The following is an 18,742-nucleotide window of genomic DNA, read 5'->3' on the forward strand; positions in this document are numbered from 1 at the left end:
TCAACGGACTTCAAAATTACGGTCGTCGGCGCCATCCAATCGGTCTTTTTCGTAGGTAACCGCGCGAATGTCGCCGTCAACACGTTCGAGACGATGATAGGCGAAATCATATTCCGGCTGATCTAAGAAAATGCGGTGTGCATCAAAGATCGCTTCGCGGCTATGCGAGGTCGCAAAAACCTGCACGTCTTCCTGTCGCGCCATTGCTGCCAACCCCCTCCAAAACATTGGAAGCGCGCTATGGTGAAGTCCTGTTTCTATTTCATCGATCAGGAATATCTTGGCCTCCGCACATAATAGGGAGGAATAGATCCGCAATAGTCGATTAAATCCTTGCCCCAATTGATTCGAAGGAAGCGCTTCGCCGCGATTGAGTCCGACATGGATAAGCGGCTGATTCGTTTGCTCGTCAGGGAATGCTCGGACTCGCTTAAGACGCGGTTCGATTTCTCGCAACAATGATTCGATGCGCTCCTCGCCATCCGTAGCCATCTTCGCCGCCCTAATGTAAATTTGAGCATCTTCAATTGGTTTAGTCGGTGCCGGAGAAAACACTTCTGGCTTGGGCCAATCATCCAACGGTTCCCTCGGAATCAGCGGAAGAATTAATTGCCTGCCGGCGTGTTGGAAGATCGCCTGACCTTCGAACGGAAGGTGAGAGGCCACCCGCCAGAGGACACGACGAAGCACATTCCCCACGGGACCTGCAATCACCGTTTCTCGCTTGTCATTCTTGTCGTTCGCTAGCCATTGCCAAAAATATCGATCATCGTTTACGCCAGACGCAGGGCGGAAAAGATGCGGTAGCGAGTTAAGGCGGGCAGGGTCTCTCTCGGTAAGCAAATAAATGGCCTCGAGAAGAGCGGTCTTTCCTGCGTTGTTAACGCCGCCAATCAAGTTGACTCGCGCCAGCTTGGGAATGTGCAGCTCCTTAAATCCGCGGAAACTTTGGACGCTCAATGACGTAATCACAGTCACATCTTTAACCGCTAGAATATCGTAGCAACAGCCAATTTTGATCCGCTATGACGACCATTCCCGTCAGATATCAAATCGTTACCCCCTTTTAGACAAAATACGCGGTTGGCGGCGTTTGGTTATTAAAAGACCGTAAAGAGGTCATGGAAGATGTCGTCACTCATGAAGAAGATTGGAAAGTCTGTTTCGCGGAACTGGGGCCGGGCCTTGTCCTGTTTGCCCGCCAGTTTGTCCGCTCGATCGCAGACGCCGAGGACATCGTCCAGGAAGCTTTCGTCCGATTCTGGCGAAAACAGCATTCGATCGAAAATCGCGGACTGCTTTACGCCACGGTCCGCTCAGTCGCGCTCGATCTCCTGCGCCGCGACAGCCGCCGGGCCCGGCGCGAAGCAGCTGCTTCGGCCGACATGGAGCAAATCACCGAGCCGCAATTTGATTTCGATGATGGCTCCCAGCGCGAGCTGTCCGCAGCCCTCGATCTTTTGCCCGTCGAGCAACGGGAGGTGCTGGTCATGAAAATCTGGAACGAATTGACCTTCGCCGAGATCGGCGCCGCCCTCGCAATTTCACAGAACACCGCCGCCTCGCGTTATCGCTACGCACTGGCCTCGCTCAAGAAAAACTTTGTCGCCCATGAATGATTTCTCGGAACTGGAAGCCGAACTGAAAAAGCTGCGTCCGCGCGGCGTCTCGCCGGAGCTCAACGCCCGGATCGAGATCGGCCTGGCGGAAGAAGCGGCCGGGCGCGGGGTCCCGACGGCGGGGATATTGCCGAAGCGCCGGAGCTTTCGCCCGAATTGGATTGCGCTTGGCCTCGGGCTCGCGGCCGCGGCGGTCTTTCTCCTCCTGGCCCGCCTCAACGTGGACCGGCCATCGAGCAAAGCGGCTGGCCTGGCCTTGATTTCGCCGGCGCCGGTTACCCCGGCCGCCAAAGTGGATGACAGCTTCGTGCCGGCGGCCCTGACCCGGGTTGTCTACGATACGCGGGATGAAGGCTTGCACTTCACCGAGGGAGCAGACCAGCCGATGCGCCGGCTTCGCTCGCACAAACGCGAGACCGTGCAGTGGAAGAATCCCCAGACCGGGGCGTCGCTGCGCGTTTCCTACCCGACCGAAGAAGTGACCCTCATCCCCATTTCCGGCCAATGATTGCCAGCCAACACAACAAAACTTTTGTAGGGCGGGCGCTCCGCCTGCCTCGCCGCGCCACTAGGCGGCAAGCGAGGCGCTTGCCCTACAACAACGCAAAACAGAATCGCCCTTAACCAAAACCAAACCATGAAAACAAAAACAGTATCAATCATCGCAGCTCTCGCGCTGCTTCCTATTGCCGGGTTTGCCCAGTCCCCACCGGTGCCGCCAGTTCCACCAGTTCCACCGGTCCCACCGGTTCCGCCGAGCCATCGCGACAGGGACAAAGACAAGGACCGCCCGATGGTCCCCGTCACCTTCCTCGGAGTCGAAACCTCGAGTGTGCCCCGGGTGGTGAGCGAGCAGCTCGGGTTGCAGAAAGGCTTCGGCCTGGTGGTCGACTACGTGGTTCCAGATGGACCGGCCGCAGCCGCGGGCGTGCAGCAGAACGACATCCTCAAGATGTTTAACGACCAGATCCTGATGGATCCCGATCAGCTCAGCAAATTGGTTCGCAGCCTCCAGGAAGGGACAAATGTGACCCTGACCATCCTGCGCAAGAACGCCGAGACCAAGGTCACGGTGAAGCTGGGCAAGAAGGAAATCCGCCAGCGCGACCACGACTACGGCATGTTCAATATGAACATGGATGAGTTCAACGAGAAGATGAAAGACTTCAATGAGAAGATGAAGGACTTCCACGTCGACGTGAGTAACACGAACTTCGGTCCGGATATCCGCGAGACGGTTCGGAATGCGCAGCGGGAAGCGGCGCGGGCCACCGCCGAAGCGCGCGCCGAGGCCCGGCGCGCCCGGGATGAAGCGCGCCGAAACGCGCGGGAGATGCGCCTGTATAGTCGCGACAAAGGCGCCCTGAAATCGACCACTATCGACCTGGGCAAGGCGACGATCGTGTTTGCGGACGACAAAGGCGAGCTAAAGCTCGAGACCGTCGCGGGCAAAAAGATCCTGACCGCCAAAGATCCCCAGGGCCGGTTGCTCTTCAGCGGGCCGGTCGATTCGAAGGAAGAGATCGACAAAATGCCTCCGGAAGTTCGCAAGCGTTTCGATCTGCTCGACCAGAGCCATCTGCCGGTGGTTGGGCCGAACACCTTCGTTGATAACGAAGACAACGACGACATCGAGATCAACGTCGATGGCGATAATGATAATGATAACAACGACGCCGACGACAACGATAACGACAACGATGAGGACAACACGAAGGTCGATGTCTCAGGCGTGACCGTGCAGCAGGTCTCCATGCAACATTGCCCGCGTTTGCTTCGCCATCTCAACGTCGTCAAGATCTAAGCGATCGTTTGCGGCCGGAGCGCGAAGGAAAAATGAAACGCATCGTTACGGCTCTCCTCGCGATCCTGGCAGCGAAATTTCTGGTCGCGGTCGAGGAGCCGGCTCCCAGCAGTTCGACCAAGCCCGAAGCCGGCCTGGCGAAAGAACTCGAAAGCTACTTCGATTCTTTGGTGGCCGAGAACAAACTCTCCGGCGTGGTTCTGGTGGCCAGGGATGGAAAGACGGTCGCAAGCAAGGCGGCCGGGATCGCCAACAAAACTACCAACGCGCCGATCGACCTGAACACCAAGTTCAACCTCGGGTCGATGAACAAGATGTTCACCGCGGTGGCGATCGCCCAGCTGGCGCAGGCGGGCAAACTTTCGTTCAACGATCCGGTGGGCAAGCATCTGCCTGATTACCCGAACAAGGAAGTCGCGGAGAAGGTAACGATTCACCACCTGCTGACGCATACCTCGGGCATGGGATCGTACTGGGGAGAAAAGTTCGCGGCGCAACGCGACAAGCTCCTCACGGTCGCGTCCTACCTCCCGTTGTTTGCGGCCGAGCCGTTGTCATTTCCTCCCGGCGAAAAATTTCAATACAGCAATTCCGGCTTCCTGCTGCTCGGCGCGATCGTCGAGAAGGTCTCCGGCCAGGATTATTACAGCTACGTCCAGGAACATATTTTCAAGCCGGCCGGAATGAACGACACCGGATTCTACGAGCCTGGAAAGGAAATTCCGAACCTGGCGATTGGCTACACGAAGATGTCTCCGCAGGGACAGCCGCAGGAAGAAATCCGCGATAACACCAACCTGCGCGAGGTCAGAGGGGGTCCGGCGGGCGGCGGTTTTTCCACGGCACCGGACCTGGTGAAGTTCCAGCAGGCGCTCTTCAGCTCCAAACTTCTCGATAAAACGCACACCGAGTTAGTGACTACCGGCAAAGTGGAAGGTCCGCGCGGAATGGGGAAATACGGTTACGGCTTTGGCGACAACAATTCCGGCGGCAAACATAGCGTGGGCCACAACGGCGGCGCTCCCGGCATCGCGGCAGACCTGCAAATGTTTCCGGAATCCGGCTACACGGCCGTGGCGCTGATGAACACCGATCCACCGGCCCTGATGCCGGTGGCCAAAGCGATCCGGGAACGAATTCCGGCAAAGTAAGAAACAGTCCGCCGGGGCTTAACCCAGCTTCGGCAACCCCGAACCTTTCCGGGGCAACGCTGCCCGGCGGACTGTTTCCGAATCTGGAGACGGCACGCTATGGAGACGGCCTGCCCTCAGGCCGTTGAGAGAAAGCGATGCTGCACCCCTCCGGCACGATGGCGTGCCGGCTCCAAGATAAGCAAGTCGACGGTTTTGCCGAGAAGGAGGCTGAGAGAGAGCAGCAACGTCTGCCACATTGTCAGAGCGAATCGCGGCTCGATCTCATGCAACACGCAGGCCACCACGCAGATCAGCACCCCAACCGCGGTGAGAGCGAAGCTGAAGCCGACGACTGCTCCCGGGTTAATTCCTCGTCGTCGAGCCATGAAGACGAAACCCGCCAGGGCGATAATCCAAACCAAAAAAATCCGGCTGTAGCGCACCCCCTGCCAAAGGCGAAAGTAAAGGTGCTGGGACGGAATCGCTCTTATCTGATCCGCGGTCGCGCCGCGAAATGTCACCAGATTCGCCACGGCATGCAGTTCCTCCCGATGCTCAAAATAGTAAGTGGTCGTGGCAAAAAGGTAATTGGTGATCTCGGTCGGCGGCATCGTCACGGCGTGGATCAAATCGGTGCTGGTAGCCTGCAAATGTTCGGGGGTTGGAGGCAAAAGGAACGCGAAAGCCATTTCGTTCAAGGCGCGATCGAGCTCTTCCCATTGGGGACCGTCGAACAGAAGGATGGCGCGCTGCATGAAAGGCCCCGAACTCATATCCGCTTTTTCCGCCTGCATCTGTCCCAGCAACGCGATGATCTGGCGCGCCTTTTCGGAATGGGCGCGGGCGGCGACCTTCCCTAACAGAACTCCGCGCGCCTCCGGGGAGAGATTATCCAGAAAATTCAGGCGCCAGAGGAACGTAAATCCGATCCTCGAGTGAGGATGCAGTTTGGTCTTTCGCGCCAGGTTTTGCTCCAGGGAATCCTCGACCCAGACGCAGGCAAAGCCGATCGCAATCGCGACCACGGCGGACCAAAGGTAGAGCGCTCTTCGTTCGCCCAAGCCAAACTTCTCGCTCTCTTTCGAGGACCGGAAAATTCCGGGCCGGTTCCAATTCCAGGCAATGACAAATGCGACCGCCAGGAGCGCGATGAGGCCGAGGTTGAGGTCTCGGGCGAGAATGCAAAAACACAAAATAACCGCGAAAAAATACCAATCCTTCCATTCGGGTTGGCGACGGTCCTGGAGCAAACGCAAACCTTTGGTTGCAAGCACGACAGTGAGAATCGAGCTCAGCGTTTCGGATCCAAGGCAGTGAGCATAGGTGTAAAGCATTGGATTGGTGGCCCAGGCCACAGCCAATGCGAGACGCACCCAGAAAAATTGGCTGACCGCACGAAGAAAACAGAAGAGGCCCGCGGCCAGAGCGAGGTGCTGGCCGATGATTATCAGCCAGATCCCGGTATCGGTCAGACCGGGCTGGGATGATTCAGCCCGATGTTTGGCCGAAGCTCTCCCCTGCCATCGCTCCCACTGTTCACCGGCGAAAAGAAGAGGCTTCGTAGCATAACTGTACCCGGGGGCGTGACCCCAGAAGGTCACCACCAATGGATTTTCGGTCAGCTGAACATAAGCGTCCGCGTCGCGCCACAGCGGCGGGATCGTGACGATCATCCAAACCGAAGGAGCGATCAGGCACAAAAGCAGAGCGCAATTCTTGAAGAAATTCGCCGTCTCAAACCGCGCTGTCCTGTTCTCCGACATTCGGGCTTTATCGTGCGCATTCCGGTTGCATCGGCCAGACTTTTCCTTGGCCTTTTCCCCGGGCCCACCTTATAACCTTGGCGCGATGGCGGCTGACGATCGAAAGACCCCGAGCGACCCCACTCCGATCGTCGCGGCGCCCACTGACGTCGCCCCCTTGACGCACCAGGGGTCGAAGCCGCCCCACGAACGCACCGCCGACGAGGAGATGGACGTGGTCAACTGGGAGGGACTCGCGGCCAGCGAGCGGTTTCGGAATCTGCTCAAGGCCAAGCGCCGGTTCATCATTCCGGCGATGATCTTTTTCGTTGTCTATTACTTTGCGTTGCCCGCGCTGATTGGTTACGCCAAACCGTTCATGGAAAAGCGGGTGCTTGGGCCGGTAAACCTCGCCTATCTCTTTGCGCTTTCGCAGTTTTTCGTCGCCTGGATTATCGCGGCTCTCTACGTTCGCGCCGCGGCCAGGTTCGACAAGATGGCGGCTGAGGTCGTGGCGGGGGAGGATGATCGCGGCTCTGCCTCGTAATCGTAATCGTAATCGTGCTCGTGCTCGTGCTCGATCTGGAAAGCCTTCGATCACGATTACGAGCACGAGCATGAGCACGAGTAAGAATTTATTATGACACCAGCACTCGGAATGTTCCTGGGCTTCGTGCTGGTGACGCTCGCCATCACTTACTGGGCCGCCCGGCGATCGCAGGGCGCGGCTGCCTTCTTCACCGCCAGCCGCCGCATCACTGGCTGGCAGAATGGCGTGGCCGTGGCCGGCGATTACATGAGCGCGGCCTCATTCCTCGGCATCGCGGGCTTGATCGCCTTCTCCGGTTATGACGGATTCATGTTCTCGGTGGGATGGCTTGTCGCCTATCTCACCGTGCTGCTCGTGGTGGCGGAACCGCTGCGCAACGCCGGCAAGTACACGATGGCGGACGTTCTCGCTTATCGGCTGAACCCGCGTCCGGTCCGCGCGATGGCGGCAATCAGCACGATCACGGTGAGCACCTTTTACATGATCGCCCAAATGGTGGGCGCGGGCGCTCTCGTCACGCTGCTCCTCGGCAGCTCGCACGTCAGCTACCAGACAGCGGTGATCGGCGTTGGCGTGCTGATGATTATCTATGTCGTCTTCGGTGGGATGCTGGCGACGACCTGGGTGCAGATCATCAAGGCGATTCTGCTCATGGCGGGAACGATTTTGCTCAGCATTCTCGTGGTGGCGCACTTTGGCTGGAGCCTCGGGAACTTTTTCGACGCCATAACGCGCGTCACTTATCACGATAAAGGCGCCCTGGTGACGAAGAATTTTCTGGAGCCGGGCCTGCGATACACCGCCGCGAATCACGGCGCGCTCGATCTTATCTCCCTCGGAATGGCTCTGGTTTTTGGAACCGCCGGATTGCCTCACATCCTGGTCCGTTTTTACACGGTCCCCGACGCGAAGACGGCGCGCGTCAGCGTGGTTTGGGCGATGGTCTTGATCGGCAGCTTCTACATCATGACGACGTTTCTCGGCTTCGGCGCCGCGACGATTGTGGGACGCGATTTCATTGCGAGCCATGGCGGGAACAACATGAGCGCTCCGCTCCTGGCCCAGGCCCTGGCGGGAGATGTATTTTTCGCCTTCATCGCCGCGATCGCCTTCGCCACGATCCTCGCCGTGGTCGCGGGCCTGACGATTAGCGCTTCGACTTCGTTCGCTCACGATTTTTACACGGCGGTGATCCACAAGGGAACCGAACGCCGGCCCGGTGAGGAAGTGCGCGTGGCCCGGATCACCGCCTTTGTCGTCGGGGCGGTCGCGATCGGGATCGCAATCCTGCTCGGGAAGGATGCAAACGTCGCGTTCCTGGTGGCGCTCGCTTTTGCCGTGGCAGCTTCGGCGAATTTGCCGGTAATCGTGCTCTCGCTTTTCTGGAAACGCTTCAACACCACCGGCGCGGTCCTGGGGCTGGCGACGGGATTGGTCGCCTCGCTGGCGCTCATCATCATCAGCCCGAGCATCATGAAGATCGACCCGCCGGGAACGGCAGCCGCGGCCCGTCATCTCATTCAGCACGCGCCGATTTTTCCGCTGGAGAATCCTGGTATCCTGAGCATCCCGCTCGGATTTCTCGGAGCAATCCTGGGCACTTTCCTGCAACGCCGTGAGCCGGGCGCGGAAGCGAGGTTCGCGGAGTTGAGCGTGCGCGCGAATACCGGCCTCGGCGCGGAAAAGGCCACGCCAGAATAGAATCGCGCCGCCGATCAGCGGGTCTTTGTCTCGGGCGTCTTCTTTTTTGGAACCGTGTTTTTCCTGGCTTGATCGGTCCCGGCCGGCTTTCGCTTCACCCTGCTGAAGTAGGCAGCTTTGTTCTCCTGCCAGGTGTGATCAACATCCCACTCGAAGGGTCCCCAGAGCAGGCGTCCCGAACGCCGCCAAAGATCAAGCATGATCGCCTGTTCAAACGGCTGCCCTCGCGCGGTGACCGCGATGACGTTGTGCTCGGTGTCGGTTCCCACGTCGGATTCGGCCCAATGGAACTCGAGGGTTTTGAAATTTTGCGCCTCCAGCCGAAGGAGCAGCTCGGTGGCGAATTGATAACAGTAACCAGCTTTCCTCGCGCCGATGTTGATGAGAAAAGAGTGCATGGTGGGCGACGAACCCATGTCCCACTTGCGGGCCAGCTCGAGTCCCGTGGTGTAGGCAATAAAGGTCACGTGCCGGGCTTCCTCCGGATTGACGCTCGGCGAGAGGGAAACGAGACGCGCTCGTAAAACCGGGTCCTCCGCTGAGGTTGCGAGAAGCAATTTTCCACCCGGGCGCGCCTGGGCCGAGGGAGCAGGCGAGGCCCACGGCATTACGACGGCCAGGGCGAAGAGGGTGAAGGCGGAGCGGATCCGCCGCGGAAGAGCCGGCGTGAGGGTGGGATCGGGTTCTGCCATGGTATCGGACTACGCCGGCCGGTTCCTTGAAAACCGGCGCTTTCCATTTCGCGCCCCGCAAATTAGCCTCCCCGCGGTGGCCTTCAACATCGACCTTCATACCCATACGTTCTTTTCCGGCGATGGCGTCTCGAGCCCGGAGGAGAATATCGCCGCCGCGCGGGAGAAAGGTCTGCACGGTTTCGCGATCACCGATCACAACACCTGCGACGCGATTACCTACCTCCTCGAAAAAGGCCTCATGCGTGAGGATGGATTGCCGGTGGACGATTTTCTCATCATCCCCGGCGTGGAAGTCACGACCGCGGAAGGTCATCTCCTCTGCCTCGGCGTCACCCTTCCCTATTTGAAGGGCACCCCGGCGCGCGAAGTTTGCGAAATCATTCACGAACGGGGCGGCCTCGCCATTCCTCCTCACCCCTACGACCTCTTTCGCGCCGGGATTCGTTTTCCCGTGCTGGAAACGTTGCCGATCGATGCCCTGGAAGTTTTCAACGCCGCTACCACCCTGCGGCGCTACAATCGCTATGCCTTTAAGTATGCCCAATTGCGCGGCCTGCCGATGACGGCCTCCAGCGATGCCCACCACTCGGAAGCGATCGGCACCGCTTACACAATCTTGAATACGAGCGATTTCTCCGTGCAGGGGGTCCTCGCTCAGCTCGTGAAAAGCAACGAGCTCAATCAACATTACCTCACGCCCCGGGACAGTGTGCGCAAGACCTGGAACAACTGGATGCGGTTACGGCGCCGGAAAAAATTGCCGGCCGCCTCAACCGAGAACGGCGGCTAGTTTTGCCTTACTCGCAGATCCGTCAGTATCTCCATTATGCCTGCTTACGTAATCGTTGAAATCGAAGTGACCGATCCGGTCGGTTACGAGGAGTACAAAAAACAAGCGGCCGCGACGATCACTGCCCAGGGTGGCAGGTACATCGTTCGGGGCGGCAAGACCGAAGTGCTCGAGGGCGATTGGCAACCGAAACGGCTCGTCGTGCTGGAATTTCCGTCGATGGAACGCGCGAAAACGTGGCTGAACTGCGAAGAATACCGCGAGCCCCGCAAGCTGCGGCAGCGCACCGCCAAGACGAACATGATCTTGGTGGACGGGATCTAGGTGGAGACCGCCTGCCATCAGGCCGTTGGTGGAGGGAAATCTATGCTTCGCCACCGTCCCCGGCACGAAGGCGTGCCGGCTCCATTGAGAGCCATCGCGCGGCGGAGCGCGCGATCCACCTACAGCATTTCGCCGAGCGCCTTGGGATCCGTGACCGGCGCTTTGCAGGTGAAATTCTCGCAGACGTAAGCCGCGGCTTTGCCGCCGACCGGTTTCATCCCGCGAACGGCTTCGAGTTTTTCCTCAAGATATCGTTGCCCGTCGCCGCCCTCGGCCAGGAGCAGAACCTTGTTCGGCACGAAATGACGATGCACTTCGGCGATCAGCGCGCGCGTCTCAGCCGACGCTGGGTGGCCCGCGATCACGATTTGCCGCGGCTTGCTCAACGAAAGATTCAACGCGACCAGCATCTGCGGCATCGCGCTGGCGAAATGGCCGATCTGGGGCGCAAAGGCATCGATCGTTTTCTCAGCCTGCTCAAACCAACGGGCCTCGTTTCGGATTTGGGCGAGCCGAAAAAGATTGAGGGCCGCCACGGAGCTGGCCGCCGGTTCGGCACTGTCGTTGTCCTCCTTCAGGCGAAGGAGAATGCTTGGATCGTTCCCCGCCGCGCCAAAATAGCCGCCGCGGGCCTCATCGAAAAAGAGCCGGTCCTGTATTTCCTGCAATTCAATCGCCCAACGAAGCCAGGCGACATCAAACGAGGCTTCGTAGAGATCGAGAAGCCCCTGAATCAAAAACGCGTAATCATCCGCAAAACCTTCCACGGCGCTGCGGCCTTCCCGATAATTGCGAAACAGGGTCTTCCGCGAGTCGTCATAAAGCTCCGCTCGCAGAAATTTCGCTGCCCGCTTCCCGGCCTCGAGGTAAGCCGAATCGCCAAGGACCTGGGCCCCGCGAGCAAACGCGGAGATCATGAGTCCGTTCCAGGCCGTGATGATTTTGTCGTCGAGATGCGGACGCGGCCGTTTGGCGCGAAGCTCGAACAGAGTGGCGCGGCTTTTGGCGAGGAGCTGGCGCACCGCCGCTTCATCCTTTCCGAAATGTTTCGCGGTCGCCGCCCTACTGCCCAGCTCGATCAGAATATTTTTCCCGGTGAATTCGCCATGCGGATCGCCTCCGGCCGGAACATTTCCTTCCGGCTTAACGGCGTAATGGAAATTGAAGACCTCTGCACCTTCGCCCAAAGCCTTGTCCACTTCGTCCTTCGACCAGACGTAGAATGCTCCCTCAGCCTTCTTCTTCTGTCGCGGCGGTTCCTGACCGTCGTCCTTCTCTCCACCGCCTTCCCGGCGGTCAGGGACCGGCGCTCCAATTTCGCTGTCGGCGTCCTCCGCGGAAAAAAATCCGCCGCTCTTCGCGGTCATGTCGCGCCGGACGTATTCGAAGATATCGCGCGCGACTTTTTCGAAAAGCGGTTCGCGGCTGATCTGAAACGCGTCCAGGTAGGCGACGGCCAGCTGTGCCTGGTCATACAGCATTTTTTCGAAATGCGGAACGTGCCAGTAGGCATCGACCGAGTAGCGGTGGAAACCGCCCCCCAGGAGATCGTGCATCCCGCCCGCCGCCATTTTCCGAAGCGTGAAGAGAGCCATCTCCAGCGCGTGCTTGCCGCTATCCGTTCCTGGGTTTCGCGCATGGATGCGGGTGAGAAAATTCAGCGTCACCGGGCGCGGGAATTTGGGCGCGACGCTAAATCCGCCTTCGTGCGCGTCGTAACTGCGGGCAATTTGCTGGTAGGCGGCGTCGAGCGCCTTTCCGCCGAGCGGCGGGCCGGGATCTCCGGTGCCGGTCACCGATTGTTCCAGGGCCGCGACGATCTTCGTCCCCTGCTCCGCAATCTTTTCGTGGTCCTGTTTCCACGCTCCGGCAATGCGCTCCAGCACCTTGGCAAAACCCGGCTGCCCCCAGCGATCTTCCGGCGGAAAATAGGTGCCGCCCACGAAGGGCTTCAGCTCCGGGGTGAGCCAGACGCTCATCGGCCAGCCGCCTCCGCCGGTCGTAGCCTGGACGAAAGTCATGTAAACCCGATCGACGTCGGGCCGCTCTTCCCGGTCGACTTTGATGTTCACGAACTCGCGGTTCATGACTTCGGCGACCTCCGCGCTCTCGAACGATTCGTGCGCCATGACATGGCACCAGTGGCAGGTCGAATAACCTATCGAGAGAAAGATCGGCTTATTTTCGCGGCGGGCCTTGGCGAACGCTTCTTCGCCCCACGGCAACCAATCGACAGGATTCTCCGCATGCTGGAGCAGGTAGGGCGATTTCTCGTGAGCGAGCCGATTGGGCATTTTTCACGTTATCGTGTTGCGGGCCGCAAAGCCAACTGTAGCCGTCGCCCTGTGGGCGACGTTGTAGTGTGCGCTGTCATCAGCGCATGCCTATCCGCTGGCGACAGCGGACGCTACAGCGCTTCGCACAGCGAAGCGGCTACAGAAGAGCAACCTTCGGGGCGCTCTCCGGCGTCCAGGGATTTTTTCCCTCCGCCTCCACGCGATCGCGGTATGTCGAAAGAATTTCCCGAAACTGGGCGAGATCCAAGGCATGTCGCTCATCTCCAAATGGCGCCAGGTTCTTTTCCGCCAACCGGAACAGGCGGACCGCCGGGCCGAGCCGTTTCCCGTGTTTCGGATGGGTCGGATGTTCGAATTGCTTCTGCAGATGGACGAACGCCCCGGCCGCCTGGATCAGCCCCTTGAAATATTGCGCATCCTCCGGGCTGATCGGGTCCTTCAGCCAGACCTGCTCGAGCACATCGTGGGCTTCGTAGTAACGCCGCTCGTTCCAGCACTGGAAGAACGCTCGATAGTAGGGATGGTCCGCCATCCGGCCGCTGCCAGCGCGGGTGTTGACCCCCTCCAGCGATTGCACGAAATGCGAAATCCTCTCGCCTTTGCTCATGAAGGCCTTAATTTGGCGGTGCCTGTGATGATGGGCAAACGACGACACTGGAGCCGGCGCGCCTCCGCGCCGGAAGAGCACTCGAGTGTCGTCCACCAAACGGCCCGGGGGCGGGCCGTCTCCAGAAAATGACGCTGACAGCCCTGATCCTTCTCCTCTTTTTCATTGCGGCCCTGATCTTTTGGTCGGCTCTCTTTTCCGGCCTCGAAACCGCCCTGTTCTCTCTCAAATCCCACCAGCTCCGCCGGCTGGAGGAAACGCATCCCTCTCTCAAGGAATTCATCAACGTGTTCCGCCAGAATCCGCGGCGCGTCCTGAACGTCCTGCTCCTGGGCGATGTTTTCGCCAATGTCCCGCTGATTGTCCTTTGCTGCCTCCTCATTTGGAGAGGGCCCCTGGCCGGACAGTTCTCGGCCTGGCTCGGCGCCACCGTCATTTTCGCCATCGTCGTTTTGCTCTGTGACCTGATTCCGAAACTGCTCGCCCTCTCCGCGCCTTACCGATTATCGGCGCTCGGCGTTTTTACTCTGAGAGCCACCATGCCCCTCCTCGACCGGGTCGGCCGCATCCTGGAGCGGGCCAGCACTGCAATCGTGGACCGGATGACGCCGGTTCACTTGCGGAACCGAAAGAAATTAAGCGACGAGGAACTCGAAACCCTTGTCGAGATGGGTGAGGAACAGGGCACCCTGCAGGAGGCCGAAGGGGAGATGATTCAGGAAATCATCAAGCTCGGCGACAAGACCGCGAAGGATTGCATGACGCCGCGGGTCGACATGTTCGCACTCCCGGACGACCTGACGAACGACGAGGCCATGGGGCAGTTGCGCGAGCGCCGCCACCATCGCGTCCCGGTATATGCGGACACACCCGACCAGATCGTGGGCGTGCTGGACGTGAAGCTTTTTCTCCTCAACTCCGCCGACCACTACACCGAGCTGATGGGCGCGCCCTCCTACGTCGCCGAGACGATGAAAGCGCTCGATTTGCTCCGGAGTTTTCTCAACCATCCCCAGGGTCTCGCCATCGTGGTCGACGAATTTGGCGGCACGGAGGGGATCATCACCCTCTCCGACATCACGGAAGAAATCATTAGCGACGCCGCGCCGCTCGGCGACGCCGATCTCTACATCGAGCCGCTGGAAGATGGACGTTTTCTCGTGAGCGGGAACGCGCGCCTCGACGACTTGAGCGAGCACCTCGGGTTCGAGCTGGAAGCGGAGGGGCTGGATACGATTGGCGGCCTCGTCTTCAACCGGCTCGGTTATCTGCCGCCTTCAGGAACGCGTTTCGAAATGCCGCGACTCGCGATTACGGTCCGGCGAGCCGGGCGAAAACGGATTGAAGAAATCCTTCTCGAAAAGACTGCCTGTCTCGATCCGGAGCAGGAAGGTAACGGAGCCACCGAGCCATGATCTACGGCGTTGCCATTTTCCTTCTCTGGACGGTCTCGTTTTTCTTCGCCGGCATCGAAGCCGGATTGCTCTCGGTCGACCCCGTTCGGTTGCGCCATCACGTGAAGCAGCGGAGCCGGGCCGCCCTGCGGCTGGATCGGCTCATCAAACGGCCGGAGCGCCTGCTCGTCACCGTTTTGCTCGTGACGAACCTCGCCAATATTCTCAGCCTGCTCCTCCTGACGAAAGTGATCGTCAACTCGTTCGGACCGGCAGGTTTTCTCTGGTCGATTTTGATCGCCCTGCCGATCTATCTTTTCGTTCTCGGCGTTCTGCCGAAATCGCTCTTCCGGCGTTTTCCGTTTCGCGCCCTGGCTGCCCTGGGCGGTGTGCTGGAATGGGTTTCTATTTTGCTCTGGCCCGTTTTGGAGATCGGCGAACGCGCCGGCCATTTACTCCTCCCCAAGCGCGCCAGCGAATCGGGGCGCCTTTTCATCGCGCGAGAAGAGTTGAAACAGATCGCCGTGCAGGGCGAGCGGGAAGGCGCTCTCACTTCGACCGAGCGCGCCATGATTCACAACGTGGTCGACTTCCGGAACGTCAAAGTCTCCGACGTGATGGTGCCCTTGGAGAAAGCGGTCACGGTCACTCCAGACACGACCATCGATGAAGCATTACGGCTCAGCGCCGCCCACAGCGTCGACCGCCTGCCAGTTATCTCGCCGGAAGGCGAGGCGATCGGGCTATTCAACGCCCTCGACATTCTTTTCGATCAAACGCGTCCCGAATCCCTCAGCCGTTACATGCGCCGCATCGTCACCGCACGCGATGCCGAGCCGGCCTACCGAATCATTCAGCGCCTGCGCGCCGCCCGCCTCGGCCTCGCCGCCGTCATCGATCCCCAACGCAAACTCATCGGCATCGTCACCGTCGAAGACATGATTAACCGGCTGCTCCAGATCGGCGCGTTCTAAAGATTCCTGCTGGCGACCGGGGAAACCAGCCTCGCAGGATCGCTTTCTCTCATGGATCCAGGTCGTAAACCTCCACCAGGCCGACGCCCGCGGCGCCGTTCGCGTCTCTAATAATTGCGGTGTAGGCGCCGGCTGGAAGGTTTGTCACAATCGCCGCTTCGAGATTCTGCGAAGGAGAAAGCCCGGTCTGGATAATTTCCTCCTCCTGTTCGGAGCGCCAACTGTCATTCGACGCGAGCACCGCACCGTTACTGTCGTGCAGCTCGAGAAAAGGATCCGGTAACGCATTGTTGATTCCGAAGGCCTGCAGGGAGGGCCCAAGGGCACGGACGATCACTCGTCCGGAAGGTTGGCGGATAATGAAGCCGCCTATCATCACCTGCTCGCCGGTCTGAACCAGGCCGCGCGTGCTGATGTTCGCGAGCCGGGCGACCGAGCCATAATTCAAATCGTAAACTTCTGCGACAGCGATGCCGGAGCTGGAGGCAAGACCGCGGATCAGGGCGGTATAGCTGCGATTGGGTTGAAGGGTGACGATCATGGCCGACTCGCGATCGTCAGTGGGAGCGACGCCAAGCGCCTGAAGCTCAGCAGTCTGGTTTGCCGGAATAAGGTCTCCGAGCTGGGTGATTCTCCAATCATTGTTGGCCGCGAGCAGTGCGCCGCTGCTGTCATACAAGCCGAGCGTGGGGTCGTTCAGACTCGTGGTGATGCCGGACGCGCTCAACGATGGGCCAATGGCACGAAGCAAAACCCGGGTCGGCCCGTTACCGGTAATGATGAATCCGACAATTACAGCATTGTCGCCGGTTCCAACCCACGCCCTCGTCGAGATGTTGGCCAGACCGCCGGCAACCGATTCGAGTTGGAAGGCAAAATCGAGGTCGTACGGTTCCCAGGGGCCGTTGACGGGATCGCTAATGCTGCGCGCAGCGCCAACCAGACCATGATCGTGAGATGGCTCCCAGGCCCAAACCGGCACGGGATTGGTGATCGAAAGCCAGTATCGAACGCCCGCCTTGGCCAGGAACGGGGTCCGCAGGTCTGCCACCTGTTCGAACTCCGGTGCGTTACCTGAATCAAATGCCGTCCGCGTCTTACTGATCGGCCCAAGATCCAACGTCCGGATCAATGCGCCGGGATGGCCGTCGGCATCCGCAAACAATCGCAACGTGAAGGTGTCCGGGACCGGAGCCGGACCGAAATACCCGCTCCACCATCGGATCCGCGTGACGGTCGTATCTTCACTTAACTGAAAGTCGTCGGCGACCGTGATTCGCACCCCATCCGAGAGGGCGCCAACGGAGTGCGCGGGATTTTGAGCATAAACGTTCAGGACGGGTCGCGGGGTGGGTGTGGGTGCCGGCGTTGGAGTCGGCGTAGGCGGTGGGGTGGAGCTTCCTCGCCAAACCCAGACCGCGTCGATCAGTGATTCGGACGAGCCAGAGTTGACGTTTGTGACTCGAAGCGGATAGAGAGCGTAGGTTGCAAACGGGATGGGAACGTTATCCGCCCTGATGGTTATGGAAGTCGCTGTCAAGTCGGTAACCGTCTGCTCCCGGTCTCCGATGAAGGCGCGCATTCCTTTTAGGAAACCCCTGCCCGTGACAGTGAAGTCTACGACCTGGTCGGTGTATGCGTAGACCGGGTTTCCGATCGGGTCGAAGGCCGGCTCCGGTGCATACCGCGACATGTGCTGATTACCGCCCATGAAGCCCGGATTACGCGCCAGATAAGGATTGTAGGTCGTCGGCAAATCCCAGACGTGAATTACCGACTCCCCGAGCGCGAAAAACTCATTCAGTCCGTCCCCGTCGATGTCCGCGACGATCGGCCCAGAGTAAAAGCCGAAATTGCCGGGGACTTGGAAAGGAAAGCCAAGTTCACTGATCGGCGTGCCGTCGTAGTTCCAGGCGTAAACATTGCGCTGACCATCGGTCGCGAGAAGGTCCACCTTGGAATCCGCATTCAAGTCCGCGAGAGCGACGGAGTGGACCCTGATGGGGAAAATCTTCGGCCACCCAGGAAAGTTCGTGCCGTCGGATCGCAGGACATAGACTCCGCCACCAAGCGTTCCAAAAACTATTTCGAGTTTGCCGTCGTTGTCCAAGTCGGCAAAGGCGGGTGGATACGGGTGATCGCTGACTGTCTTGGGCCAGCCCGGGAGTAAATTTCCAGCTGGGTCGTAAACCCCCACCCGATTGTCGTACGTGGTGACGACCAATTCAAATCCCCCGTCGCCGTTGACATCCGCGAACGAAACCGAATTGGAAATGTAACTGTCGCTCAAGGTTACGGGCCAACCCGGAAACACGACCCCGTTATCATGAAAGAGAAAGATTTTACTATGGTGAGTCACAACCGCGAGATCCAGCCGCCCGTCGCCATCGACGTCAGCCACCGCGGGAGATCCATCATAGATATCCTCGCCCGCTACTGGCAGGGTCACAGGCCAACCGGACAAAGGCGTTCCGTCGATGCGATCGACGTGAATGACCGCCGTGCCGGTTCCATTAGCCGCTGTGCTTGAGACGTAAATCACCTCCGGCTTCCCGTCGTTGTCGACGTCGGCCAGCACCAATGGAAACTGATGAGGCACCCAGGGATTTCCTGTAACGATTGTCTTCGGCCAACCCGGAAGAGGCGTCGCGTCACCGCGCCAGAGCGAGACCTGCCCCTGCCCGACATTAAAGTCGTAGGAAAGCATGCCGACGATCGGAGCCCCGTCGAGTTCGGCGACGGAGGGAGGGCCCGCCGGTGACTCGTACATGGCGGCCGGCCAGCCGTTGACAAAGGTGCCGTCTTCGTGCCGCGCACTGACGCCGAAGCGTCGGCCCCAAAGAATCTCGAGTTTGCCATCGCCGTCGAGATCGGCGGCTACCGGTGTCTCCGCATTAACCGAAATAGGCGAGGACGGCCAGCCGGGATGGGCAGGCGGAGCAGCTACAAGGGCGACACCGGCGCCGTTCAGCAAAACGAGCGTCGCTATGAGGCTGCAGCACAATCCAAATCCAAATAACCGGGGAGGAGGAGACATCGGGCGCTGATTTTCACCCAAGAAAGTTTTTCAGTAAAGCCGCTAATTAATACGGCTGGGACGCTACCGCCGGCC

16 protein-coding genes are annotated in these 18,742 nt (G+C 59.5%); 10 read left to right on the plus strand and 6 right to left on the minus strand.

Features of this window, described 5'->3' with window-relative positions; genetic code table 11:
- Complete coding sequence (locus VJU77_17360; protein ID HKP05121.1) at nucleotides 1-972, minus strand: AAA family ATPase; 972 nt, start codon at nucleotides 970-972, stop codon at nucleotides 1-3.
- Nucleotides 973-1,121: 149 nt separating this feature from the next.
- On the opposite strand from VJU77_17360, the gene VJU77_17365 reads away from it, so the two are divergent.
- The 4 genes from VJU77_17365 (at nucleotide 1,122) to VJU77_17380 (ending at nucleotide 4,574) form a co-directional block, all read left to right on the plus strand.
- Nucleotides 1,122-1,619 (plus strand): sigma-70 family RNA polymerase sigma factor, encoded by a 498-nt coding sequence (locus VJU77_17365; protein HKP05122.1) that lies wholly within the window; start codon nucleotides 1,122-1,124, stop codon nucleotides 1,617-1,619.
- Entirely contained in the window at nucleotides 1,612-2,127 is a 516-nt protein-coding gene (locus tag VJU77_17370; protein HKP05123.1) for a hypothetical protein, read from the plus strand. The genes VJU77_17365 and VJU77_17370 overlap by 8 nt, the downstream gene beginning before the upstream one ends.
- Before the next feature lie 129 nt (nucleotides 2,128-2,256).
- The gene (locus tag VJU77_17375) at nucleotides 2,257-3,423 is read left to right on the plus strand and encodes a PDZ domain-containing protein (protein HKP05124.1); all 1,167 of its coding nucleotides are present in this window, start codon (nucleotides 2,257-2,259) and stop codon (nucleotides 3,421-3,423) included.
- 32 nt (nucleotides 3,424-3,455) lie between these two features.
- Entirely contained in the window at nucleotides 3,456-4,574 is a 1,119-nt protein-coding gene (locus VJU77_17380; protein ID HKP05125.1) for a serine hydrolase domain-containing protein, read from the plus strand.
- Nucleotides 4,575-4,690: 116 nt separating this feature from the next.
- Here the strand turns inward: VJU77_17380 and VJU77_17385 are convergent, their stop codons facing one another.
- On the minus strand, nucleotides 4,691-6,319 hold the full coding sequence (locus VJU77_17385) for a hypothetical protein (GenBank protein ID HKP05126.1): 1,629 nt from the start codon (nucleotides 6,317-6,319) through the stop codon (nucleotides 4,691-4,693).
- An 85-nt stretch (nucleotides 6,320-6,404) separates the two neighbouring features.
- On the opposite strand from VJU77_17385, the gene VJU77_17390 reads away from it, so the two are divergent.
- Both VJU77_17390 and VJU77_17395 read left to right on the plus strand, forming a co-directional pair.
- Nucleotides 6,405-6,845 (plus strand): DUF485 domain-containing protein, encoded by a 441-nt coding sequence (locus VJU77_17390; GenBank protein HKP05127.1) that lies wholly within the window; start codon nucleotides 6,405-6,407, stop codon nucleotides 6,843-6,845.
- 93 nt (nucleotides 6,846-6,938) lie between these two features.
- The gene (locus VJU77_17395; GenBank protein HKP05128.1) at nucleotides 6,939-8,549 is read left to right on the plus strand and encodes a cation acetate symporter; all 1,611 of its coding nucleotides are present in this window, start codon (nucleotides 6,939-6,941) and stop codon (nucleotides 8,547-8,549) included.
- A gap of 14 nt (nucleotides 8,550-8,563) precedes the next feature.
- Here the strand turns inward: VJU77_17395 and VJU77_17400 are convergent, their stop codons facing one another.
- Nucleotides 8,564-9,241, minus strand: a complete 678-nt coding sequence (locus VJU77_17400; protein HKP05129.1) for a hypothetical protein — start codon at nucleotides 9,239-9,241, stop codon at nucleotides 8,564-8,566.
- Between the two features lie 76 nt (nucleotides 9,242-9,317).
- On the opposite strand from VJU77_17400, the gene VJU77_17405 reads away from it, so the two are divergent.
- Complete coding sequence (locus tag VJU77_17405) at nucleotides 9,318-10,034, plus strand: PHP domain-containing protein (GenBank protein ID HKP05130.1); 717 nt, start codon at nucleotides 9,318-9,320, stop codon at nucleotides 10,032-10,034.
- 36 nt (nucleotides 10,035-10,070) lie between these two features.
- Nucleotides 10,071-10,358 carry a DUF1330 domain-containing protein gene (locus VJU77_17410; GenBank protein ID HKP05131.1) on the plus strand — a complete coding sequence of 96 codons (288 nt, stop codon included), beginning with the start codon at nucleotides 10,071-10,073 and terminating at the stop codon, nucleotides 10,356-10,358.
- Nucleotides 10,359-10,477: 119 nt separating this feature from the next.
- Here the strand turns inward: VJU77_17410 and VJU77_17415 are convergent, their stop codons facing one another.
- Together VJU77_17415 and VJU77_17420 are read right to left on the minus strand one after the other, a co-directional pair.
- On the minus strand, nucleotides 10,478-12,652 hold the full coding sequence (locus VJU77_17415) for a thioredoxin domain-containing protein (protein ID HKP05132.1): 2,175 nt from the start codon (nucleotides 12,650-12,652) through the stop codon (nucleotides 10,478-10,480).
- 139 nt (nucleotides 12,653-12,791) lie between these two features.
- Nucleotides 12,792-13,262, minus strand: coding sequence for a DUF309 domain-containing protein (locus VJU77_17420; GenBank protein ID HKP05133.1), 471 nt, complete (start codon nucleotides 13,260-13,262; stop codon nucleotides 12,792-12,794).
- A gap of 128 nt (nucleotides 13,263-13,390) precedes the next feature.
- Here VJU77_17420 and VJU77_17425 point away from each other — a divergent pair, with 128 nt between their 5' ends.
- Entirely contained in the window at nucleotides 13,391-14,677 is a 1,287-nt protein-coding gene (locus VJU77_17425; GenBank protein ID HKP05134.1) for a hemolysin family protein, read from the plus strand.
- A complete protein-coding gene (locus VJU77_17430; GenBank protein HKP05135.1) occupies nucleotides 14,674-15,630 on the plus strand; it encodes a CNNM domain-containing protein in 957 nt (318 codons plus the stop codon). The genes VJU77_17425 and VJU77_17430 overlap by 4 nt, the downstream gene beginning before the upstream one ends.
- A gap of 49 nt (nucleotides 15,631-15,679) precedes the next feature.
- Here VJU77_17430 and VJU77_17435 read toward each other — a convergent pair whose 3' ends face one another.
- Complete coding sequence (locus VJU77_17435; GenBank protein ID HKP05136.1) at nucleotides 15,680-18,667, minus strand: VCBS repeat-containing protein; 2,988 nt, start codon at nucleotides 18,665-18,667, stop codon at nucleotides 15,680-15,682.
- Nucleotides 18,668-18,742: the final 75 nt, after the last annotated feature.

It is taken from the genome of Chthoniobacterales bacterium, assembly GCA_035274845.1.
Classification (GTDB): domain Bacteria; phylum Verrucomicrobiota; class Verrucomicrobiia; order Chthoniobacterales; family UBA10450; genus AV80.